The organism is Pelagibius sp. Alg239-R121 (assembly GCF_947331435.1).
Classification (GTDB): Bacteria; Pseudomonadota; Alphaproteobacteria; order Kiloniellales; family Kiloniellaceae; genus Denitrobaculum.
On sequence record NZ_CAMZOF010000011.1, the window covers coordinates 65,060 to 87,261 of the forward strand.

General features: G+C 58.0%; 21 protein-coding genes. 11 read left to right on the top strand and 10 right to left on the bottom strand.

Annotation, left to right across the window (positions count from 1 at the left end; all coding sequences use genetic code 11):
- Nucleotides 1–26: 26 nt before the first annotated feature.
- Nucleotides 27–1,001 (bottom strand): arginase, encoded by a 975-nt coding sequence (gene rocF, locus QMZ18_RS29835; protein ID WP_322097423.1) that lies wholly within the window; start codon nucleotides 999–1,001, stop codon nucleotides 27–29.
- Between the two features lie 216 nt (nucleotides 1,002–1,217).
- Between rocF and QMZ18_RS29840 the strand changes: the two genes are divergently transcribed.
- Complete coding sequence (locus QMZ18_RS29840; RefSeq protein ID WP_282610062.1) at nucleotides 1,218–1,706, top strand: Lrp/AsnC family transcriptional regulator; 489 nt, start codon at nucleotides 1,218–1,220, stop codon at nucleotides 1,704–1,706.
- Nucleotides 1,707–1,822: 116 nt separating this feature from the next.
- On the opposite strand, the gene QMZ18_RS29845 is transcribed toward QMZ18_RS29840, so the two are convergent.
- The 4 genes from QMZ18_RS29845 to QMZ18_RS29860 all read right to left on the bottom strand — a co-directional run bounded on the left by QMZ18_RS29845 (nucleotide 1,823) and on the right by QMZ18_RS29860 (nucleotide 6,368).
- The gene (locus tag QMZ18_RS29845; RefSeq protein ID WP_282610063.1) at nucleotides 1,823–3,148 is read right to left on the bottom strand and encodes a TRAP transporter large permease; all 1,326 of its coding nucleotides are present in this window, start codon (nucleotides 3,146–3,148) and stop codon (nucleotides 1,823–1,825) included.
- Complete coding sequence (locus QMZ18_RS29850) at nucleotides 3,145–3,774, bottom strand: TRAP transporter small permease subunit (RefSeq protein WP_282610064.1); 630 nt, start codon at nucleotides 3,772–3,774, stop codon at nucleotides 3,145–3,147. The genes QMZ18_RS29845 and QMZ18_RS29850 overlap by 4 nt, the downstream gene beginning before the upstream one ends.
- Nucleotides 3,775–3,845: 71 nt before the next feature.
- The gene (locus QMZ18_RS29855; protein WP_282610065.1) at nucleotides 3,846–4,856 is read right to left on the bottom strand and encodes a C4-dicarboxylate TRAP transporter substrate-binding protein; all 1,011 of its coding nucleotides are present in this window, start codon (nucleotides 4,854–4,856) and stop codon (nucleotides 3,846–3,848) included.
- 180 nt (nucleotides 4,857–5,036) lie between these two features.
- Nucleotides 5,037–6,368 (bottom strand): hypothetical protein, encoded by a 1,332-nt coding sequence (locus QMZ18_RS29860; protein ID WP_282610066.1) that lies wholly within the window; start codon nucleotides 6,366–6,368, stop codon nucleotides 5,037–5,039.
- Nucleotides 6,369–6,712: 344 nt separating this feature from the next.
- Here QMZ18_RS29860 and QMZ18_RS29865 point away from each other — a divergent pair, with 344 nt between their 5' ends.
- The 3 genes from QMZ18_RS29865 to QMZ18_RS29875 all read left to right on the top strand — a co-directional run bounded on the left by QMZ18_RS29865 (nucleotide 6,713) and on the right by QMZ18_RS29875 (nucleotide 8,842).
- Nucleotides 6,713–7,831, top strand: coding sequence for an FAD-binding oxidoreductase (locus QMZ18_RS29865; protein WP_282610067.1), 1,119 nt, complete (start codon nucleotides 6,713–6,715; stop codon nucleotides 7,829–7,831).
- Nucleotides 7,832–7,890: 59 nt separating this feature from the next.
- Nucleotides 7,891–8,241 carry a RidA family protein gene (locus tag QMZ18_RS29870; protein WP_282610068.1) on the top strand — a complete coding sequence of 117 codons (351 nt, stop codon included), beginning with the start codon at nucleotides 7,891–7,893 and terminating at the stop codon, nucleotides 8,239–8,241.
- 127 nt (nucleotides 8,242–8,368) lie between these two features.
- Nucleotides 8,369–8,842, top strand: coding sequence for a hypothetical protein (locus tag QMZ18_RS29875; RefSeq protein WP_282610069.1), 474 nt, complete (start codon nucleotides 8,369–8,371; stop codon nucleotides 8,840–8,842).
- Nucleotides 8,843–8,852: 10 nt separating this feature from the next.
- Here QMZ18_RS29875 and QMZ18_RS29880 read toward each other — a convergent pair whose 3' ends face one another.
- Nucleotides 8,853–10,253 (bottom strand): multicopper oxidase family protein, encoded by a 1,401-nt coding sequence (locus QMZ18_RS29880; RefSeq protein ID WP_282610070.1) that lies wholly within the window; start codon nucleotides 10,251–10,253, stop codon nucleotides 8,853–8,855.
- Nucleotides 10,254–10,728: 475 nt separating this feature from the next.
- On the opposite strand from QMZ18_RS29880, the gene QMZ18_RS29885 reads away from it, so the two are divergent.
- The 3 genes from QMZ18_RS29885 to QMZ18_RS29895 all read left to right on the top strand — a co-directional run bounded on the left by QMZ18_RS29885 (nucleotide 10,729) and on the right by QMZ18_RS29895 (nucleotide 12,403).
- Nucleotides 10,729–11,490, top strand: a complete 762-nt coding sequence (locus QMZ18_RS29885; RefSeq protein WP_282610071.1) for a hypothetical protein — start codon at nucleotides 10,729–10,731, stop codon at nucleotides 11,488–11,490.
- 9 nt (nucleotides 11,491–11,499) lie between these two features.
- Entirely contained in the window at nucleotides 11,500–12,057 is a 558-nt protein-coding gene (locus QMZ18_RS29890; RefSeq protein WP_282610072.1) for an ABATE domain-containing protein, read from the top strand.
- A gap of 94 nt (nucleotides 12,058–12,151) precedes the next feature.
- Nucleotides 12,152–12,403 carry a hypothetical protein gene (locus tag QMZ18_RS29895; RefSeq protein ID WP_282610073.1) on the top strand — a complete coding sequence of 84 codons (252 nt, stop codon included), beginning with the start codon at nucleotides 12,152–12,154 and terminating at the stop codon, nucleotides 12,401–12,403.
- A gap of 41 nt (nucleotides 12,404–12,444) precedes the next feature.
- Here the strand turns inward: QMZ18_RS29895 and QMZ18_RS29900 are convergent, their stop codons facing one another.
- Nucleotides 12,445–14,163: an ABC transporter substrate-binding protein gene (locus tag QMZ18_RS29900; protein WP_282610074.1), complete on the bottom strand. Its 1,719-nt coding sequence runs from the start codon at nucleotides 14,161–14,163 to the stop codon at nucleotides 12,445–12,447.
- A 63-nt stretch (nucleotides 14,164–14,226) separates the two neighbouring features.
- Nucleotides 14,227–15,300, bottom strand: a complete 1,074-nt coding sequence (locus QMZ18_RS29905) for an ABC transporter substrate-binding protein (protein WP_282610075.1) — start codon at nucleotides 15,298–15,300, stop codon at nucleotides 14,227–14,229.
- Nucleotides 15,301–15,825: 525 nt separating this feature from the next.
- Between QMZ18_RS29905 and QMZ18_RS29910 the strand changes: the two genes are divergently transcribed.
- From QMZ18_RS29910 to QMZ18_RS29920, 3 genes are all read left to right on the top strand, one after another.
- Nucleotides 15,826–16,770 carry a LysR family transcriptional regulator gene (locus QMZ18_RS29910; RefSeq protein WP_282610076.1) on the top strand — a complete coding sequence of 315 codons (945 nt, stop codon included), beginning with the start codon at nucleotides 15,826–15,828 and terminating at the stop codon, nucleotides 16,768–16,770.
- Nucleotides 16,771–16,805: 35 nt separating this feature from the next.
- Nucleotides 16,806–17,219, top strand: coding sequence for a hypothetical protein (locus QMZ18_RS29915; protein ID WP_282610077.1), 414 nt, complete (start codon nucleotides 16,806–16,808; stop codon nucleotides 17,217–17,219).
- 385 nt (nucleotides 17,220–17,604) lie between these two features.
- On the top strand, nucleotides 17,605–18,294 hold the full coding sequence (locus QMZ18_RS29920) for a hypothetical protein (protein WP_282610078.1): 690 nt from the start codon (nucleotides 17,605–17,607) through the stop codon (nucleotides 18,292–18,294).
- A 52-nt stretch (nucleotides 18,295–18,346) separates the two neighbouring features.
- Here the strand turns inward: QMZ18_RS29920 and QMZ18_RS29925 are convergent, their stop codons facing one another.
- Together QMZ18_RS29925 and QMZ18_RS29930 are read right to left on the bottom strand one after the other, a co-directional pair.
- The gene (locus QMZ18_RS29925; RefSeq protein WP_282610079.1) at nucleotides 18,347–19,084 is read right to left on the bottom strand and encodes a glutathione binding-like protein; all 738 of its coding nucleotides are present in this window, start codon (nucleotides 19,082–19,084) and stop codon (nucleotides 18,347–18,349) included.
- Nucleotides 19,081–20,322, bottom strand: a complete 1,242-nt coding sequence (locus QMZ18_RS29930) for a CaiB/BaiF CoA-transferase family protein (protein ID WP_282610080.1) — start codon at nucleotides 20,320–20,322, stop codon at nucleotides 19,081–19,083. Before QMZ18_RS29930 ends, QMZ18_RS29925 begins: the two co-directional genes overlap by 4 nt.
- A 424-nt stretch (nucleotides 20,323–20,746) precedes the next feature.
- On the opposite strand from QMZ18_RS29930, the gene QMZ18_RS29935 reads away from it, so the two are divergent.
- The gene (locus tag QMZ18_RS29935; protein WP_282610081.1) at nucleotides 20,747–22,180 is read left to right on the top strand and encodes an adenylate/guanylate cyclase domain-containing protein; all 1,434 of its coding nucleotides are present in this window, start codon (nucleotides 20,747–20,749) and stop codon (nucleotides 22,178–22,180) included.
- Nucleotides 22,181–22,202: the final 22 nt, after the last annotated feature.

Consider the following 22,202-nt stretch of genomic DNA (forward strand, 5'->3'; position numbering starts at 1 on the left):
TTTCCGGGGATCGATTTAACCTCGATCTAACGATGCAGGGTTGCTTTACCGAAGAGGCTGCCTGTCAGGTCGACCAGCAGCTCCGCCGATTTGTTTCTTTCATCCAGCAGAGGATTGAGCTCGACCAGATCGAGAGAACCCAGCAAACCTGATTCGGCGATCATCTCCATGCAAAGATGTGCTTCGCGATAGGTCACGCCGCCTGGGACCGTGGTGCCGACACCCGGCGCGATGCTGGGGTCCAGAAAGTCAACGTCGAGACTGACATGCAAATGCCCGCCTGCGGTCGCAACTTCCTCAAGGATCTCACCCATGATGGTAAAGGTGCTTCGCTCGTCGATCGCACGCATGTCGAAGACCTTCATGCCGCTATCGACCAAAGACGCCTTTTCGACCTGATCCACGGAGCGAATACCAAAGAGATTGATCCGGCTGGGTTCGACCACCGGTGTCGCAACACCCAGATCAAACTCGGGATTGTCAATCCGGCCGCAGAGCGCCGCGATCGGCATACCGTGGACGTTGCCGGACGGCGACGAAAGAGGTGTATTGAAATCAGTGTGCGCATCGAACCACATCACGAAAAGCGGACGGCCCTGCTCGCTGCAATGCTTGGCGATACCAACGATGGATCCCATGGCGATACAGTGATCGCCACCAAGTACGACCGGCGTCATCCTATCACCTGCGACCTCATAAATTCGATCGCGCAGCAGGCGGCACCAGGTACTGACTTCACGCAGATTACGGCAACCGTTGCCCGGCTGCTCCTCTGGATTAGGCGGTCCGCCGAGATCACCGAGATCCACGACGTTGTGGCCAAGTTCCCTTAGCGACGTTGCAAGACCTGCGATCCTAAGCGCTTCAGGCCCGAGGGAGGCACCCCGCACGCCGGCCCCGACATCAGTCGGAACACCGATCAGAGCAAGCTTGTTCATCGTTTCCGCGGCTGTAGGCTTCTCGCTGGAGCTGCGTTCCAAAGTATCTGTTTGAGCCATCATGGTGACGGATCCTAATATTCGAGGGTGACAAGAGAATGTCATGAACTGCCGGTCAGGTGCTGCCGAAGATGCCGCAGCGGCAAGAGGAACTGCCGGCAACATCTGGTTGGACAGCAGAAACTGCTGTAACATCTCCCGCTAGATCAAATTTTAAATTTCAGTGAGTTAGAGTGTTTACCGGCAGAAAACACTCGGATATTCGGCCAGGAGGTGGAAATGGCGCAGCATAATGAGCTGGATCGGATCGATTTAAAGATCCTGACAGCTCTGCAGGACAACGGACGTATCACCAATCAGGCGCTGTCAGATTTGGTAGGTCTGTCGCCAAGCCCCTGCCTGCAGCGGGTCAAACGTCTCGAAAAACGCGGCATTATCAAAGGTTATTCCTGCCAGATCGATCTGGCACGGATCGCCCAGAGTATCACTGTCTTTGTGAGCGTCAGCCTCTCCAGCCACGAGAAGGGAGCCTTCGGCACCTTCGAAGCTGCCGTTGCCGATATTCCTGAACTTGTCGAATGCCATAAGGTCAGCGGCCAATTCGATTATCTGCTGCGCTTTGTCTGCAACGACATCGGAACCTACACCGCAATCAGCGACCACCTGCTGGCCACCGGGCCCGACGGACTGAACCTCAGCAGCCATGTGGTCCTGCAGACCTCGAAGGAAAGCGGAACAGTCGGCCTCGAACGCCTTACCGGCGATTAGACCCGATCAGCAAAGAACGATCAGACTCTTACTCTTTTAGTTAGAGGACAATTCTCGCTCTTGACTGTTTCCGTCAAGGACCATCGCACCCTAAAGAAACTGGTGTAAGCCTGCAATTACCCGGCAATCGTCTTAGGCAGCCAGAGCACAATCTCGGGAAAAGCGATTAGGACACCGACGGTCAGCACATCTGCAACGAAGAATGGTGATGCGCCCCGAAACACGTCCTGGACCGAAATATCCGGTCTGACCCCAGCCACGACAAAGCAGTTCAAGCCGATGGGCGGTGTGATCAGGCAGAGCTCAGCCATCTTCACCACGATGATCCCGAACCAGATGGGGTCGTAACCCAACGCGATGACGGCAGGATAAACCACCGGCAGAGTCAGCAGCAGCATCCCGATGGCATCCATAAACATACCGAGGATGGCATAGGCGGCCAGGATCATCAGCAGCGTGACTATTCTCGGCTGATCGAGTCCGGCAATCCACTGGGCAAAAACTTCGGGCAGGTCTGCGTAACCCAGGAAGCGCACATAGAGCAAAACGCCCCAGATGATGGTAAAGATCATCACCGTTAACTTGGCGCTTTCCATCAGCGCACCCTTGAGCTGTTGCCAGCGCATGCCCTTCCAGACTGCCATGACAAGCACCACGAAAGCGCCGAGTGCGCCGGCTTCCGTCGGCGTCCCCCAACCGAAGTAGATGCAATAGATGATGATCGCCACGACTGCGAAGATCGGCATGGCGCCAGGCAGGCTCTCAAAGCGCTGACGCCAGGTAAAACCACTCACCGGCGGGCCGAGGTCTTTCCGCCACTTGGCTAGGCCGATCACGATCCCTGCGTAGATCAGCGCCGAAACGGCGCCGGGCAGAAAGCCCGCCAGCAGCAGCTTTCCAACCGACTGTTCCACGATAATCGCGTAGATCACCAGAATAGCGGAGGGCGGAATGAGTGACGCCAGAGTGCCGCCCGCCGCCACCACACCGGCCGCAAATCGTTTGTCGTAGCCGATCTTCAGCATCTCGGGGATAGCAATCCGCGCAAAGACGGCCGAGGTCGCGACCGATGCGCCGGATACGGCCGCGAATCCTGCTGTGGCGAAGACCGTTGCAACGCCCAGGCCGCCCGGCAGCCAGCCAACCCATCGCTTGGCCGCCTCGAACAGGCTCTTGGTCAAACCTGCATAGTAGGCAAGATAACCAATCAGGATGAAGGTCGGAATCAGCGACAAGGCATAGGTCGTTGACTTCGAATGCGGTACAGTGCCGGCCAGTTTTATGGCAACAAGTACACCCTTTTCAAAGCCCAGGCGCTGGGACTGCAGCGTGATCAGCCCGAGCAACCCGACCAGCGCGGCGGCAAACGCCACCCGTACGCCGATCAAGACAAGAACCACCAAAAGCACCGAAAACAGCAGGCCGATCTCGAAAGGGGTCATGGCCGTGCCTCCCCATCCAAATCTTCGCCCAAGGTCTCTTCCGCTTCACGCTTCGCGATAGCCGCCGCATCCTCGATCATTGGCACTGCGACCGGTATCTCTTCACCGTTCCATAACGCCCGCCCATAACCGATCAACTGCACCAGCAGGCGCAGCCAGAGCAAGCCTAACGCCACGGGAACGATCAGCTTGGCCGGCCAGGTGGGAAGCGCGATATCGATCGTCGAATCGCCGATATTCAAGGCTCTTTCGAAATGCAGAAACCCGCCATAAATCAGCGCGGAAATCACGAGCATCATGAGCGCAACACTGACCACTTCGGCCAGCCAGAGTGGTCGTCCCCGGGCCTTGCCGATCACGATGTCCATCCGGATATGCCCGCCCAATCGCTGGCAATAGGCCACACCGAGGAAAGCGAACACGACCATGAACTGCTCGACCCAGTCGATGAAACCGGGAATCGGCGCATTGAAGATCTTGCGACCAAGAATCTGGGCAACCGCCAAAAGCATCAGGGTAAAGACGACCAACCCGGCCATCAGATTTAGCGTCGATTCAACACGAAACAGCTGCCGATCGGCCCAGGAGAGCGTCGAATCGTCAGTCCGCACGGAGGTGCTGGCCATGGTGGTTCCCCAAAAAAGGCAACGGCCCCCGCGTCAGCAGGGGCCGAAGATATACGCCCGTTTAAGTTGCTCTATTCGTTGAGCGTTTTCACGACCAGATCATAGAGTTCCTGTCCAGGGACGCCTTTAGCTTCCATGTCCTTGATCCAGGCATCGCGTCCGGGTGCAGCGGCAGCCTTACGGAAGGCATCGATTTCAGATTGAGGAAAATCGACCTTCTTGATGCCGTTCTTTTCCAGTACGGGACCCCACTTCTCGTAGACCTCACCGTACTTGGCAAGATAGTGCTCCAGAGCTTCTGGGATCGAGCTCATCAGGATGTCTTTTTCTTCATCCGAAAGAGACTCGAAGGAATCGATGTTCGCCACGATCGGGCAATTGACCGTGCCCGGGTTCAGGTTGGTCGTCCACCATTTGGCGATATCGATAGTCCGGAACGCCAAATGCGCATGAGGTGCGAAAGCCACCGAGTCCACGACACCCGATTCCAGAGCATTGTAGGCTTCGGAGGAAGTCACAGACGTCGGCACTGCACCAACCTTCTTGAAGGCCTGCCCGATTCCGCCGGTGGCTCGAATACGCATGCCGTCGAAATCCGAAAGACTGGTGGGCGGGGTGCCCGTACCGGCCACATTGTACTGCGGCATAGGAGACGGCATCAGCAACTTGGCATTCCAGCGCGCAAGATCCTTTTGTGTGGCCGGATGACTGTAAATCGCATTGGAGAGTTTGATCTCCTGCTCCAATGTGGTGACGCCCAGGAACGGCAACTCAAGAACTGTAATTGTCGGGTTCTTATCGCGGTGATAACCGGCGCAGAACTGGGCCATTTCGAAGGCGCCAATCGAGATACCGTCAAGATTTTCACGGTTTTTCGACAGGGCCGCACCGTAATGCAGCTTGATCTGGAACTTTCCACCCGATTTCTCGTTCACCAGTTCCGACAGCTTTTCCATATGCTCGGTAAAGGCCCGGCGCTTGCCCCAGAGCGAGGCATTCCAGGTCGTATCTGCCATGGCTTCGCCGGCGAACGTCAGCGCCACGCCTGCGATAACCGCAGTTTTCCACGAAAAACGGATCATAGATTTCTTCTCCCTGTAACTTGCTTCCTGCGGCGTGCTTTGACCGCACGCACAATTGTTTCCAATCTCCTGATCGGAGGATCGACGGCAAGGAAGCACTTTAGCTTCTTCCCTAACCATCGTTTGGCAGCATTTTTTCAGGAAAAACCGAAAACACAACAGCTCATTCAGCGAGGCCGTTCAAAGCGCAGCGAAGAAGGTCAGAAAAACCGCTACAATGCCATAGGAAATCAGGCTGTAGACCCCATTCCAATGCCAGGACAGGGTTGTTCCTGCAATACCCGTGACGCGGGCAAGAACCAAAGAAGTTGCACTGAAAGGCGATCCAATCAGGTTCAAGCCCCAGCCCATCACCAGCGCGAACCCGAGCACAGTCGGGTCCAGGCCTAGCTGTGGCAAGGCCGAGAAAAGACTTCCCAGGAAGGTCACGACGAGCATGGAGGGAATTGCAAGATTGGACGCCAGCGGCACGATCGCCGCGACGGCCAAATAAATCGCCAAGGGTGGAATACCGTCCAGTCCGATCCAAGCAGCCAGCGCCTGCGCATCAGTGAGCCCCGCCGCCATGATGCCCGAATAGCCGGCGACCGAAAGCGTGAGTGCCTCGGGCGAGCTATTGGGAATGGATTGAGTGACGATCTCGCGGCCGCGAAGAATCGTGGCCCGCCATCCATCCTTTTGTTTCCGGTGTTGTAACCATACCCATACGGCCGTCACGACAGGCGCCGTCAGCATCAGAGCGGGCACGGTCGCGCTGCCCGTCGACAGGATGATTGCGCTGCTCATAAGGCCCAGGGCAAGGCAGACCATTGCAAAGCGGAAGAAATCGGCTTTTGGGAAGGCAAGCGGGTTTGGCGTCGGCAGCTGCCCGAGCGCCGCCAGCCGGGCGCGAATGCGCGCGCCGCGCACACGGTCCTCGAGCCAGCCGGCCAGGAAAAAGATCAGTGTGATCCCTGCCCCCATGGCCGCCATACGCCCAGCCTGAACCCCTGTCAGAACCAGAGGAACAAAGGCTTGGGTAATGGCGGTCGGTGACCAGGCAATTATCCACGAGAACCCCCGTGTCAGCGCCGACATCTGCCGCCGTTCCCGAATCGCTGTGATCTCGGAACTCCCGGTCTGCTGTGTCATGGCCGCATCGTCCTGCTCCGCCCGCACACCGCGCTGGATCAGGGGACCGAGCAAGCTTAGACACCCGAAATTCAGGATGACGCCGAGCAGGTGCCCGCCGGTTTGCAGCGCCAGATACCGCCGGCCCGGCGGCTGCCGGGTGAGATAGCGGCCGACCGCGAGAACTGATGGGGAAGTCACGGCACCATCGCGCAACAAGGCCAGTAAAATCATGAAGGCCGCCAGGAAGGAAGCGCGGTCCAGAGCTTTACCGACCATGGGAACCACGTCGGATCGGGTCGCGATCGCAGCGACCGTCAGAACCACTGCCAGCGAGAGCAGAAAGAATTCACGGAGCCGGAAGTACTCGCGGCCAAGAATCGCAAAAGCGATCAATGCCATCGAGGCAACCGAGCCTCCAAAATGCAGGTTCAAGTAAAGTTTCGAAAGCACGCCACCGCAGACGACCAGCAAGCAAATTGCTACAACCTCGCTGTTTTCGGTCTGTCTTTGCGACTCCAAGGCTTCGCCGGGTTCCTTATGCATTTTCAGCGATATAGCAGCTTAGCCGGAAACGGTCAGCAACTACCTCCCTGGCTGCGGCCTCAACGGCCTGCAAAGGTGATTCTGTTCGCAAAGGACTTGTTTCGCACCGTAATTTGGTTTCACATCTCGGGTGTCCACCTCGGGTGGCAAAGAGACGGACCGATTCCGGTCACAAATACAAACGACACTGGACAAGACCCATGAGCGACAGCGCAACCTATGACGTTGCGATTATAGGTGGCGGCATTGCAGGCGCCGGGGCCGGGGCAATGCTGGCGGATAAATGCCGCTGCGTGATTCTGGAATCCGAAGAGCAGCCAGGCTATCACTCGACCGGCCGGTCGGCGGCAACTTTCATCCTCAATTACGGTAATGCTCCGATCCGCGCACTGACGCGGGCGAGTGAGAGCTTCTTCATTGCACCTCCGCGACACATCAGCGAGCACTCCCTGCTCAGCCCGCGCGGACACTTGGCGCTGGCCGAAGAAGGTGGACGGGCGCACCTCGATGCTCATCTCCAGGAGTCGCAGGGGCTAGAGGAAGTTTCGTCAGAGAGTGCCGTCGCCAAAGTCCCGATTTTGCGCCGGGAACCAATTCTCGCTGCCGCCTACGAAGCGGACGCCCGCGATATCGATGTCAACAGCCTGCACCAAGGCTGGCTACGGCAGTTCAAGCGGGCCGGTGGTGAAATCCGTACCAAAGCCCAAGTCACACAGCTCGCCCAAAAAGGCGGTCTCTGGGAGTTGGAAACACCAGATGGAACGCTGTGCGCCAAGACAGTAATCAACGCCGCCGGGGCCTGGGCTGACAAAGTTGCCGGGTTGGCTGGATTGACGCCTGTGGGGCTCACCCCCATGCGTAGGAGCATTGCTGTCATTCCCGCCCCTGCCGGTCACGACGTCATGACCTGGCCTCTGGTCAGCGACGTCCAGGAACGCTGGTACATGAAACCGGATGCGGGACAGCTTTTCGTCTCGCCGGCAGACGAGGATCCCGTCGAACCTCACGATGTCTTTGCCGATGACATGGTTCTGGCCGAAGGCCTGCATCGCTTTGAGACCGCAACTTCTGTCGAGGTGACTCGAGTTTTACGCTCTTGGGCCGGTCTGCGGACTTTTGCCCCGGACCGCACGCCGGTGGTCGGCTTCGACCCGTCGGCAGAGAATTTTTTCTGGTTGGCGGGTCAGGGCGGATACGGCATCCAGACCTCTCCGGCGATTTCACAAGTCGCCGCGGCTCTCATCACGAAGCAGCCGACAGCGGAAATAGTTTCAGATGAAACTATCGTCGCATTGTCTCCCGCACGTTTCAGAAACTAACCGCGAATTCGCCAATCGCACTCCAGCCAAATACACTTCAACCGAAAAGGAACAATTCCATGAGCATTCGCAGACTCGAATCCGGACCCCGCATGAGTCAGGCCGTTATCCATAACGGGACGGTATATCTGGCCGGTCAGGTCGGCGCTCCAGGTCAGAGCGTGACCGCGCAAACCACTGCCATCCTTGAAAGCATCGACCGGTTGCTGGGCGAGGCCGGCTCCAGCAAAGCACGCATCCTTCAAGCCACGATCTGGCTGGATTCCATGAACGACTTCGCCGAGATGAACGCGGTCTGGGACGCCTGGGTCGATTCGGCCAACCCGCCCGCCCGTGCAGCAGGCGAATCACGTCTGGCGAAACCCGACTTCAAGGTCGAAATCATCATCGTGGCAGCAGTCAACGATTAACAGGAATGTTAGGCGCCGCAGAGCAGTACTCTTGCCTTCTGCGGCGCTGACACCCAGACGAGAAAGGAAAACAAGCATCGACTTCCCAAGCTCCACCCCCATATGGCAGGGAACTTTGGAGGTTGTCATGCTTCGAAAAACGTCATCCCAAGGAGCTGTAAGCTGTTTGGTCGCCCTTCTGGTCTCGCTCTCCGTATTCGTTAAGCCGGTGGCTGCCATCATGGCCAGTCCGGAAAACATATTCCGGCAAGCCAGCATGACCGAGTTCTTCTCCATCAGAGAAATCACAAAGCTACGGCCCTTCAACGACAGGGATCCGATCGAGGTCTCGATCAGCGACATTGGATCCGAGCACGCGCGATACCTTCTCGTCCGCTTCTGCAATTTCAAAGAAGAAAAGCCCTGTCCAACAGCCTTTTTCATCAACGGCATCACGGATGAGAGCTTTCACGGGCTGGGACTCTTCCCTGCGAAGGCGTCTTGGAGTGACCGCATCTATCGAACCTGTGAAGTCTGCGGCGAGATAAAGATGCTTGTATTTTTCGGACCGGAGGACTCCAGCAACTCGGTTGGCTTCTCGCCAAACGGCATCTTCTTTTAAAGTTTGAAATTCAAACCACCTTCACATAGCCCGTCAGGCCGCTCTTCTGATGTTCGATGACGTGGCAATGAAAGACCCAGTCGCCGGGATTGTCGGCGACCAAGGCCACTTCCATCTGCTCCTGGGGCAACAAGAGCGCTGTGTCGGTCACAAGGGGCATAAGCTTGCGCTGGTTGGAGCGTAAGAGTTTGAAACTCATGCCGTGCAGGTGAATGGGATGACTGTTCGGGGTCTCGTTGATCAGCCGGAAGATATAGCTCTGCCCCTGCTTCAGGACTGCGAGCGGCCCGCCGGGATCGGGAACGTCGCCGGGCCAGGGCACGCGGTTGATGGCCCAGAAGGTATACCCCAGTGTTCCGCAGATGCTTTCCACACCCGACTTCTCGGCCGACCAGGAAAAGGTGAAGGGGATCGTGGTCGCGTTGGCCAGATCCGGTTCCGGCACCGGATTTGGCGGCAGAGGCCTCAACTCCTTGAGGGAACGGTTAAAATCGACTCCCAAGGTAACCAGCTCGGCCAGTAATCGGGGGCCGGCACCGCTTTCGGTCTCGACCCGCAGCACCTGTCCTTCCCGGTTTGGCAGCCGGATCGCCAGGTCCATGCGCTGCCCGGCGCCCAGGGGATAAACCGTCAGCGGGAAGGGTCTGGGGACAGGATTCGCGTCCAGGGCAATGACCTGTGCATCCGCGCCATCGATCTTGATTCGATAGATTCGGGTCACGTCGGTCGCGGCGAGGCGCAGGCGCAGCAGGCCTCCGGTCGGCACGACATAACGTGGCTCAACCTGCCAGTTGGTGGTCATGACGGTGCCGAGCGTGCCGCCCCGCGCGGCGTTGCGTGGCTTGAACTGGCGGATGAACTGACCATCATCGCCGAGCCTGAAATCCCGCAGGTTCAAGGGCAGGTCCTGATCGAAGCCGGGGTCCTCCGGCTCCGCCACGATCAGCAGACCTGTCAATCCTTTTCCCATTTGTTCCAAGGTGTTGCAGTGCGGGTGATACCAGAATGTCCCTGCATCGGGCGGCGTGAAGTGGTAGCGAAAACTCTCGTTCGTGTAGACGTAGGGCTGGGTCAGAAATGGTACACCGTCGACCGCATTGGGAATGCGCAGGCCGTGCCAGTGAATGGTCGTGGCTTCCTCGAGACCGTTCAGCAGCTCTGCGGCAAAGGGTTCATCCTGCTTCATGCGCAGGACCGGCGCCGGCCCCTCCACGCCATAAGACATCATGCCCCGGGTCATCGTACCGGGCAGGAGAGAATGATCAAGCCTTTGAGGTTTCAGAAGAATACCGGCTGAAGCTTCATTGGCGAAGGCAACCCGGTCCGCCGTCAGTTCAGCCAGACCGACACCCGATGCCGCCGCCCCTGCGCCGACCACACCGGCCGCGACGAACTCCCGTCTCGTCAACATAACGGCACTGCTTTTTCCTAAAATTGCGAATGAGAAGAGTTCACAACAAAAAGGGCGGGCAGAAAAGGGATAATGGGGATGAACGGAAATGCTGCGACGAAATGACCTGCAATTGTCGCGGCGGAACCAATCCCAGGTGGAGATCTGTTTTTCGCACAGGAGATAGCTTTGACCAACTCTTTTCGCCGGACAGCCACAAGCTTTCTTCGCCACCAACCTGCGGCTAGCTCACGAGCCTCTAGGGCCACCAGTTCGCGCCACCAAAGTTCAGGTCATCGCATGACGCTTGACTCGCCTTGTAACCTGTTTTACTTGTTACCATATCAACTATACCGCTGACGGTAAATATCACCTACGCCGCATTGCCCAACAACCGGCCGGCAGGAAGGTTTTAGAGTTGAGCTATACGGGCCTGAGGATGCGTCGAAGACGCCTGAGCTGGCTTTGTTTCTAATTTTTGAAAAGAACTTTTTCAATGGCATCGTTCAATTTTACAGCCCGGGCCGCACTCGCGTTCGCGAGCATGGCTCTTTTGCCGGTGCCGGCCGGGGCCGTCATCATGACATTCAACAACGAGGGAGCCTTTGACGCTGCGGTGAACGGCGCCGAACTGGTGCAGGATCCCTTCAGCAAACCGATTCCTGGCGTGCTCGAAATCGTCCTGGACAGCGGAGTCGTCTCGACGAATTCCTCTAACTCGATTATCCCAACGCACAACTCGGTCATCGTTTCCGGGGAGGCCGGCGGGTTTTACAACAACTCCGTCAGCAACGAGTTCAACACACTCACCGAATTCATCACTTGGACCTTTCCAATGCCCGTGATCGGGTTCGGCTTTGACCTCTCCGACGCGTCCATCGGCGACCTGCAGGTCTCCTTCGACGGTGGAAACGGGCTCGAGGACTTTATTTTCACGGACGTCAATTTTTTGACCACAACGACGGGTTTTGTCGGCTTCGTCGCGGATATGGCCTATGACAGCTTTGTCATCTCCAACGCCATCCCACTTTCGACCTACAGCTTTTCGATCGACAACCTCGTGTTCGCGAAGGCCGCCCCCTCCGCCGCCGTGCCGTTGCCGACGACATTGCCGCTTACTCTCTTCGGGATCGGTGAGCTTTTATGGTTTGCGCGGGCCAGGGGGTTGCCGGGGCGCGATCTGCGAGCAAGCTTAACGGAACGACTGCTCAAGCACTGTGATCGTGGTAAGGCTATTGGAAACAAAACGGCAAGCTGACGGACCAAGATGAAAAGAGCCTTCGAATTCTGTGCTGGGTCACTGTCCCTGAACCTGGTCGATACCCTCGCAGGCCGGACAAACGAGCCGACCGAGTTGCTGGTGGCGCCGGAAGATCTGCGCCTCTGGCTGCAGGCGGCGGGCTTCGGTCACGACTTCGAGCTTGGGCAAACGCAGCTCGAATCTGTCAAAGACCTCCGCGAAGCTGCCTTCGGCCTGCTGTCCACCGCGGTGGACAAGAAGAGCCCGTTGGAAGATCAGGTCACCCTTTTGAATGAGTGGTCGGCCCACAAGGACTTCCGGCCACGGTTCGAAGAGGGCGAGCTTGTCATGGTAAGCGACCATCCCTTCGAGTCGATCATGGCAATGATCGCGGCGAATGCCTTGCTGCTTCTGGAGAGTAACAGGGTTTCGCGGCTGCGCCGCTGCTGCGAATGCGAGATGCTGTTTGTCGATCTGTCGCGCCCGGGCAAACGGCGATGGTGCTCGTCGTCCTCGGGCTGCGGCAACCGCGCGAAGGTGCGCCGGCACCGCGCCAGAAAACGTGCGGAAATGAGCGGCGACTGACCCCGCATTAAGACCGAATGACGACAATTAACTGATCGGTACGAAGCGTTCAGAAAAGGCGCCTTGGCAGTGGCCAGCGGCGGGAGGAATAACTATGGCTTTGGGTAGCAGTGAAAAGCGGGTCTGCTTCGATTTCGAGGTGGACTTCTCCAACGGCGGCGGCATCCAGGGGCAAGGCTTCCGACTCGACATCGAGGGAGACGACATCGCCGATGTGGCGCTGGCCGATTATCTGGTCCGCGACATGCGCCTGTTGATGGTGGGCGCAGTACGCATTCTCAACAAACGCATCGTTAGCGAACCGCACAAGCGCGAGGCGGCCGCCCCGGTCCCGGCCGCTCGCTAGGTGAGTTGACCGTGGAAGCCCGGGGACCGCTTCACGGCCCCTCAGGCATCGTCGAGCCAGACCTTGTTGAACTGGTGATACCGGGTCGGATGACCTTCGTAACCCTTCACCTTGTCGAGCGTCGCGGTGAAGACCGAGCGGAAGAAGGGCTGCACCATGACAGCGTCATCCTGGAGGATCTTCTGGACCTTCGCCATGGCCTTGCGCCGCTCGCCGACATCCAGGATCGCGCCAGCCTCGTCGAGCGCCTTGTCGAACTCCGGATTGCTGTAGTCGGATTCGTTCCAGGGCACGCCGCTCCGGTAGGCCAGATTCAATATCATCACGCCGAGCGGGCGGTGGGTCCAGAGCGTCAGACTGAAAGGCGCGTCGAGCCAGACTTCCCAGTACTGCGGCGCAGGCATCACGTTGACATTGATCCTGATACCCGCAGGCGCCGCCATTTCCCGCATCGCCTGCACCTGCGCGCTTTCCCACTGACCATCTGTGTTGCCGACATTACAGGTCACTTCGACCCCATCGGGATAGCCGGCATCGGCCAGCAGTTTCCTGGCCTTGTCGTAATCCACACTCTGGGCCGGCAGTTTGGCGTACTCGGGATGAATCTCAGCCACATGGTGGTTCTCGCCGACCGCCCCCAGGTTACGATGCGACAACTCAAGCAACTTGGCATTATCGCAACAGGCCGCAAGTGCCTGGCGGACCCGCACATCGTCGAAGGGTTTCTCCGTCACCTTCATCCGCATCACACCTGTTTGAGCGGTGACAGACTCGTGGATTGTCACACCGGGGATACGCTCCACCACGTCGAGCGCCGAGATATCGAGACGGTAAACCACATCGACCTGTTTCGATGCCAGTGCCCCCATAATGGCGTTGCCGTCGCTGCCCGTGTCGATATAGCGGATTTCATCCAGATAAACGTCACCACCCCAATAGGGTTCCTTCCGTCGCCGCAATATCGCCTGCTGACCGATTGAGAATTCCGCCAGTTCGAAAGGACCGGTCCCGATAGGATTTTTCGAAAAATCCCCACCCTCTTCCTCGAACCGCCGATGCACGATCGCAGTCGGGTAGTTGTAGAGGTTCTCGGGAATCGACAGCTCGGCCTGATTGAGATTGAGACGGACCGTGTGATCGTCGACCTTCTCGACGGCCCCCTTGGTCATCCGCTGTTCGGTGACCGGATTTCCGTCATCGTCCTTCTTACCGCTGTCGGTGACCTCGGTCATCGACTTGAACAGCCCGATGTTCGACGAGCCGGTTTCCGGGTCGAGCCAGCGCGTGAAGTTGAAGACCACGTCGTCGGCATTGAAGTCGTCGCCATTGGACCATTTGATGCCCTGGCGCAGCTTGAAGGTCCAGGTTTTCAGGTCCTCCGACGCTTCCCAGCTCTCGGCAAGATACGGCCGCGTGATGTTATCCGGTCCGGTGATGGTCAGGTACTCGACGACATGACGGGCGACATTGGACTTTTGCGCCCAATCGAAGGTGGCGGGGTCGGTCATCTCCTGCACTTCCATCGCGACTTTCAGCGACCCGCCCTGCTTCGGCGTGCCTTCCGCCTTAGCGACCGGCACCGCATCTTCACCGGTGATCTCTCCAAGTAAACCGTAGGCGGCCGTCGCAGATACGCCTAGCAGCGTTGCGGTCTGCAGGAATTCGCGCCGGTCTACCGCACCCTTGCGAAGCTGCGCGCAGAGCTCCGGAACGTAAGAGTGAACTTTTTTGCTCTCTTCTTTGATCGACTCTTTACTCATCTCAATCTCCCAATTCCTGTTGGGTGTGTCGTTCAGGATCGTCTCGTGGAGCTGGCCGCTGGTTCACTTCGCAAGCCAGGCCGCGAAACGCTCGTTCAGTTCGTCGGTGTGATCCGCCCAGAACTCGTAATCGTTCTGCAGCGCGGTTTTGAAGTTGTCCGGTGCCGTCGGCATATGCAGTCTGATGTCAGCGGCGATCAGCGGGAAGGAGGATTTCCGGGCCGGGCCGTAGGGTATCCACTTGGACTGGTCGGCCAACCGCTGGGTGTCGGTCGAGAACTTCACGAAATCCAGAGTGGATTCCATGTTTTTAGCGCCCTTCGGAATCGCCCAAAGGTCCATGTCCCAGACCTGGCCGTCCCAGATAATCTCGAATGGCTTCTTCTCATTGAAAACGGCATTGAACAGCCGACCGTTGTAAGCCGAGGTGATGGAAACTTCGCCGTCGGCCAGCATCTGCGGCGGCTGTGCTCCGGCTTCCCACCAGATCACGTCGTCTTTGATGGTATCGAGCTTTGCGAACGCACGATCCACTCCTTCGGGTGTGCTAAGCACGTCATAGACCTGATCGAGGGGAACACCATCGGCCATCAGAGCCCAATCCAGGTTCACGCTCGGGACCTTGCGAAGGCCACGCTTGCCGGGGAATTTCTCAGTGTCGAAAAAGTCGGCAAGCCGTGTTGGTTTGGCATCCGCGTACTTCGACGCATCGAAGGCAAAGACCGTCGACCAGACAATGGTTCCGACCGCGCATTCGGTCAGAGTGCTTTCGATGAAGTCTTTAATCGCGGGTGTGCCGTCGGGAGCCGCCGGCAGGATCGCGGGATCAATCGACTCCAGAACCCCTTCGTCGCACCCACGAATGGCGTCGGAGAGTTGGACGTCGACCAGGTTCCAAATGACGTTGCCGGCTTCGACCTGCGCGCGCACCTGCGCCAGACCGCCGTTGTAATCTTCTGAATTAATTCTGATGCCGGTTTTTGCCGTGTAGGGCTTGTGATAGGCCTCGATCTGACTCTTGCTGTAGGCGCCGCCGAACGACACGATGGTCAGGGTATCTGCCGCACCGGCAGGGCCGGCATAAGCCGCAGCCGTGAGCAACGCGATGGTGGCGGCACTGATCACAACTCTTCTCATGTCTCCAGATCTCCCATTGTTTAAGCTTCCGCTTCACATGTTCTGTTCAAGTTGTCGGAAACTGCTGTGCATCGGGGCCCTACGGCTAACACAGGCCCAAAACGGTCACCGCCGCTTTCCCGTAAATCTGAGTCTAGATTTGCAAGAAATCCGGTCAGAGACGGACCGCCACCCAATAAGAAAAAGGGGGAGGGATGTTGAACCCCTCCCCCCAAGCCACAGGGCACCAGGCTGGGAGTTCTGGCAGCACCGCACGCAAGCAGAGAAGCAAACGGCAACACCCCGCTAAAATCAGGAATGGTCCAATTCGCAACTGTCCGGTTTTCTTGTTGATCTACAGGGAAGATCGGGGCCAGCCCCAGAGGCTTCGGCCGAAGCCTGAACCGGCTCGTTTCTTCTTTAATGCTATCCATGAACGCTGCAGCCAACACGTCAATTCCGGTTGTGGAAGGCAGCTTGGCTATTCCGAATAAAAAGAGGAATATGTGATTTTAGAGAATAACTATCTCAATAATTGGAATAATGATGGACTACCTCTCCGCGATGCGCGTGTTCCTTACGGTCGTTGACACCCAAGGCTTCACGGCAGCTTCGAAAGCCCTGTCGATGCCTTTACCGACGGTTTGCCGGAAGATTGCAAATCTGGAACAGCACCTCGGCGCGCAATTGCTGGTCCGCACAACCCGCAGCCTCAAAGTCACGGAAAACGGGCAACGCTACTACGACGATGTTCGGCGCATCCTTGACGAAATAGATGACGCAGAACGCCAAGTTGCAGGAGAATACAGAAGGCCGAAAGGGCGCCTCTCGATTTCGGCGCCAACCCTCTTCGGTCGTCTCCATGTCCTGCCGATTGCGACGGAATTCATAACGGCACATGAAGACATCGACCTGAACTTCAACTTGACCAACGACGTTGTTGATCTGATCGAGAGCCACACGGATCTCGCGATCCGTATCGGTCCTTTATCCGACTCGTCGATGATTGCCCTGAAGGTCGGATCGGTCCGGCAGATTCTCTGCGCCAGTCAGGATTACTTCGCCGATCATGGCATCCCGGCCTCGCCGGCGGATCTGGCTCGCCTGGACTGCATTTCCTATGGCGGATCTGCGAACTGGTCGTTCAAAACAGGCGATGGAAAAGTCAGGCAATACCCGGTCCGGACGCGGTTCAGGGTGAATTCGGTGGAAGGAATTGTCTCAGCCGCACGGCAGGGCAGCGGTCTGGCGCAACTCTACTCCTATCAGGCCGCTCGGCATATCGCGGACGGCAGCCTCGCCGTCGCCCTGCCGGAGCACGAGATCGACCCGGTGCCCGTAAGCATCGTCTATCCGCAAGGACGGCACATTCCGCAGAAGCTCAGAGTCTTTATCGACTTTGCGATCCCGCGTTTGCGGGAATCACTGGATCTGGTCGGACAACAGTGTAGCGTAGGTATTGTCGCGTCGATGCCTTCGGCTACTCACTAGCCAATCAGACCGGGATGCGAGTGGGACCTATCGCCATGGAACATCGGAAATTGGCGGGCCTCCTGTCCACAGCCAAGTCGCTGGCAGCGTGGTGTGCCAAACTTGCAGCCCGCACGCAACACGAGCCCAAAATCCTGACCAAATATTCAGAGTTTCAGCTGGTCTTTGTATGGCGCCCTGAGATCACTGTGCCGTTCGGCGCAATCACAAAGATCGAAATGTTCAAACTCGACGAAGTCTGTAACGATCTTGTCTGCCTCAACGTGTTCCATAAAGAGTCGAACGATCTTTACGCTCTTTTTATCAACGAAGAGCTGGAGGGATACGATGCCTTGTTGGAACGGCTTGAGAAGTTGCCGGGCTTCGACTGCAGCTGGCCTCGTAAGATCATAAAACCCGCGTTTGCCGAAAACCGTACGGTCGTCTACGAAGCGCTGAAATCAGGCTAAATAACTCAGTCCCGGTCCTAGCGGACGCCGGCCGGGAAACACGTAGGAAGTCCCGAATCCTCAATTGCCCTCGCCCGCCTTTTCGCGATCTGGGCCACTTCTCCAATCTGGGCCGCTTCGCCGGTATGCACCTTGACTGCCTCCGCGCTTTGGCTGGAGAGGTTCTTCCTCGCTGGGCCGCGCGGCAAACTCCCCATCGCGTTCAAGGGACCCTTCAGGCCGCGGCCTAAAAGGGTCTGCAGCCAGCACTACTCATACATGGGCACGGCCGGGAACCGGCAAAAACACATGACCTTTGTGCAGCCGTTCAGGTTCACCCGGGAAAGTTAAGTCATTATCTACCCTGATCGACATTGTTTTATCTATTTTCAGGAAGAGATTTCCGATGAGACTGATTCAGAAAATTAACTGGACCGCCATCGCGCTGGCGGGTGCGGTCCTTCTGCCGGCGCCGTCCTTCGCGGCCATTATGACCTTCGATGACCGCAACGCCTTCGAAGCCGCCGTGGCCGGTGCCGCATTGACGGAAGACCCCTTTGACAACCCGATCCCGGGTGCGGAGCAGATCGCCCTCGACAGCGGTATCGTCTCGACCAATGCACCGGTTTCGATTTTCCCCGACGACAATTCGGTCGTTCCTTTCAACGCCGGCGGCTTTTACCGCAACTCCGTGAGTCACGACACGAACCTGCTCGCCGACACAATCACCTGGGATTTCCCGATGCCGATCATCGGTTTTGGATTCAACCTTTCCTATGCCTCACCGGACGGTGTGCAGGTCACCTTCGATGGCGGAAACGGGCTCGAGAGCTTTCTCTTACACAACGTCAGCGGCGATGTGGATTTGGGCGGTTTTGTCGGTTTTGTCGGTTTCGTCGCCGATACGGCCTTCGAGGCCATCGCCTTCTCCAACGACAATGTGCTGTCGACCGACAGCTTCAACATCGACAATCTCGTCTTCGCGAAGGCAACGGCCGACCCCGCTGCTGTACCGCTGCCGACGACGGTTCCGCTGACCCTCTTCGGCATCGGGGGATTGTTGTTGTTCGCGCGCAGAAGAACTTCAGGAGTATGACGGGCAGACGAGTGATAAGACGAGCGTTAGGCCAGCGGTCTCAGCCGTCCGCCTATTCGCTGATCTGGGCCTTTTCCCCGATCTGTGCTTTCACCGTCTCCGCGTTTTGGCTGAAGAGGACCTTGCGTTCCTCCTCGCTGGGCGGCGCGTTGCGGCGGAATTCCTTGCCCAGATCGACGGCGCGCTGGACGGCGGGACGTTCCTTGATGGTTTGGCGCCAACGGGAGACGTTTGGGAAGGAAGTCAGGTCTCGGCCCAGGGGCTTCGCGATCAGAACCCAGGGCCAGTTGATCATGTCGGCGATGGAGTAGTCGCCACCCAGAATGTAGTCGCGCCCCTCAAGACGGCGTTCCAGCACGCCCAGGCAGCGGTCGTATTCGTTGGCATAGCGGGTCTTGGCGTAGCTGTCTTCGGCAGTGTCTTTAGCGGGCGCGTAGTTGACGAAGTGGCTGAGCTGTCCGGCCATGGGACCCTGGTTGCCGGTCTGCCAGAACAGCCACTCCAGCGTCTCCTTCTTCCCCAGCGGATCGGCCGGGATGAAGCGGCCGGTCTTTTCGGCCAGGTAATAGAGGATGGCGCCTGATTCAAAGACCGGGACCGGCTCGCCTTCGACATCGTGATCGACGATCGCCGGCATGCGGTTGTTTGGGCTGATGGCCAGGAAGTCCGGCTTGAACTGATCACCCTTGGAGATGTTCAGTGGAATGGTGTTGTATTTGCCCCCCAGTTCCTCAAGAAGGATTGCGACCTTCCAGCCGTTCGGCGTTGGCCAGTAGTAGAAATCGATCATCCTCCGGTTCCCGACTTCTTTGCCAATGGTTCGGCCCCTCCAGGATCGACCAGCTCGCCCAACACTCCAGCTTCGCGTAACGCCTCGATTTCCCCTGCATTGTATCCCAGATCACCGAGCACTTCGTCATTGTGCGCACCAAGCAAGGCGCCGCCATGGCGAAGCTCGGCGGGTGTCTCGGAGAAACGCGCCGCGGGCCGCGCCTGCCGCAGACGTCCCGCATGGGGATGATCGCTTTCGATCACGATGCCGCTCTCGATCACCTGGGGATGGCTGATCATATCGCCGCGCGAGAGAACGGGCACAGAGGGCACGTCCTGCTCTTCCAGGCGCGCCAGCCATTCCGCCGACGACCGCCCAATCAGGACACTTTGGGTCAATTCCAACCGGGCATCGATGTTGGTCTGGCGCAGAGCAGGCGATTTGAAGCGCGGATCCTCGAGCCACTCCGGGGTTTCCAGCGCCCGGGTCAGACCTTCCCATTGCTTATCCGACTGCACAGCAACACTGATGTAGCCGTCGCTGGTCTCGTAGATCAGATCGATAAAGCTCTGAGCCGCCTGCTGAGGTCGCTCCTCACCCACGAAAGTCTGGCTGCCCATATCAGAGCCCCAGAGGAAGGCAATGACGGAATCGAGCATGGAAAGACGCACATGCTGACCTTTCCCCGTCCTTTCACGTGAGAGAAGTGCGGCGGTGATCGCCTGGGACGCGGTCACGCCTGTCAGCTTGTCCGGCAGAATCGTGCGCACCAGCCGCGGGCGTTCCTGGTCGGACCCCGCCTGCACCGTGGTCAGGCCGGAGAGTGCCTGAACTAGAGGGTCATAGACCGGCTTATGAGCGTAGGGCCCCTTTTCGCCGAAGCCGCTGATGGAGACATAGACGATCTCGGGTGCGATCTTACGGATCTCGTCCTCGCCTAACCCCATGCGTTCAATCACGCCGGGCCGGAAGTTCTGCACGAAGACATCGGCGTCCGTCACCAGCTCCTTTAGGATCTCGATCCCACGCGCATTCTTCAGGTTCAGGGCAACCGAGCGCTTGTTGCGGTTATTGTTGAGAAAGGAAGCCGCCATCCCGGCCCGCCGGTTCGAAACCTGCCGGGTGTAATCGCCGCCCTTCGGGCTCTCGATCTTGATCACATCTGCGCCCTGATCCGCCAGAATCATGGTCGCTAGAGGTCCGGATATCATCGCCGTGAGATCGACGATGCGATAGCCCTGCAAAGGTCCCGCCATTGAAAGAACGCCTCCTGTTATTGGCTCAGCCTATTGAGCAGATTGCGCTTAGCTTGACCCAAAATCCGCTGCCCCTCAATCAGCAGCATGCTGATTTCGAACGCAGATTTTGAGACTTTACGTTTCTAGGAAAACACAATCCGCTCTAGATAAGGCTTAAAGCGCATAAGGTTTCAAGAACCGATTGGGGCACAGCACTCTCGACCTGCGGTCACAAAAGCGTGGGGAGATTGGGTTCCCATTTCACGCGGCGCGTATTCGACTTTCACTTACGGAGACTCAGCGTACGTGCATAATGATGGGTAGAGATATTCACTACCGAGCCGGATCGGCCACCCCGCCAGGACCGCATTTGGCTTATTTAAGCCTTGCCGGTAGGCTTTGCCTGAGCCACGTCTTGTGGACGCGATCAAGGAGTTCGACCATGGCACAGTCCGTTCCAGCGACCCTAGAAGCGGCTGCGGCACGCATTTCCTGCAACACCCAAGAGTTGAGCCGGTTTTCCCAGCACCTGCAGGCGCTACCGCCCTACTTGGCCGCCCGCATCAATCCCTTCGAGTTTGCAGATGCGGCCGGTGTCGGCGCAGAAACGGCACTTGATCTCTTCGTACACGGTGCCAAGCTTGGCCTGTTCGACCTCGAATGGGGCATGGTCTGCCCCCTGTGCGGCGGCATTACACATAGCGTGGCCGAGCTTGATAGAGTGGCTGAAGACACTCTGCATTGCTCCTTGTGTGACAAAGACGTGGACTCCGTGCTGGACGATACGGTCGAGGTCAGCTTTGCCTACGCGGCGGCAGGGGCGCCCGTCGACCTGCACCACGATTTCGCGACATACCAGCACTTCTACACTTCATCCAGCTATCCCTATCGGGAGGATTGGCGAAACTATCACGAGCGCTATACCGTGGCCGACGTCAAGCTTGAATCAGGCCAAAGCGCTAAGCTGCCCCTCTCTCTTGAAGCCGGCCAGAAGTATCGGCTGATCTGCCTCGACACGCATTCAGGGGCGGATTTGCTCGTGGCGGAAAACCTTCCGTCGGCAGAGAAGGCGCAGGCCGTCGAACTGTCTTTGACGAATGCGGGGTTTTCATGCCCTGCGATCACGATCCCAGCCGAAGAAGCCGTGTTGACGCTGGCCAATCATAGCGACCTTACGGTCTGGTGCCGCGCACTTCAGCTGAACCTGGACGACATCGCAGCGATCATGGGAAAGGGTCCGCCGGAGTTCAGCCGCCGCCTCACCGGCAAGCACCTTCTCAACAATCAGGCCTTTCGCGACAATTTTGCCATGCACGAACTGGCGCCCGACCTGAAACTCAAGTTGCGCAGCCTGACCCTGCTGTTCACAGATTTGAAGGGGTCTACGGCGCTCTATGACCGTGAAGGGGATCTTGCCGCTTACCGGCTGGTTCAGGATCATTTCATAGCCCTCAAACAGGTCGTGCGGAGCCATTCAGGGGCGGTGATCAAGACCATGGGCGATGCCGTGATGGCCGCATTTCCAAGCGGCAATGACGGGACTGCTGCGGCCATCGCAATGATGGGTGCGATGCAAAGCCTAGCGGGCGGGCGGCGGAACAACGACGTGGGGCTTAAAGTCGGGCTGCACGCCGGCCCCGCTCTGGCCATCAATGCGGGTCAGACATTGGATTATTTCGGCCAGACAGTAAACATTGCCGCGCGAGTACAAGGCCTGGCAGACGCCGGCGAAATCTGTTTGACCAGTGCGCTGAACGACAACGACGAGGTCCCGGCACTCTTGACCAGATCAGGCTTCTGCGGCCACCCCGAACTCGCGCGACTGAAAGGCGTGTCTGCGGAAGAACAGATCTTTCGGTACCGGTTGGGCTCGTAGAGCTCGTAGGGCTCGGCTTTGA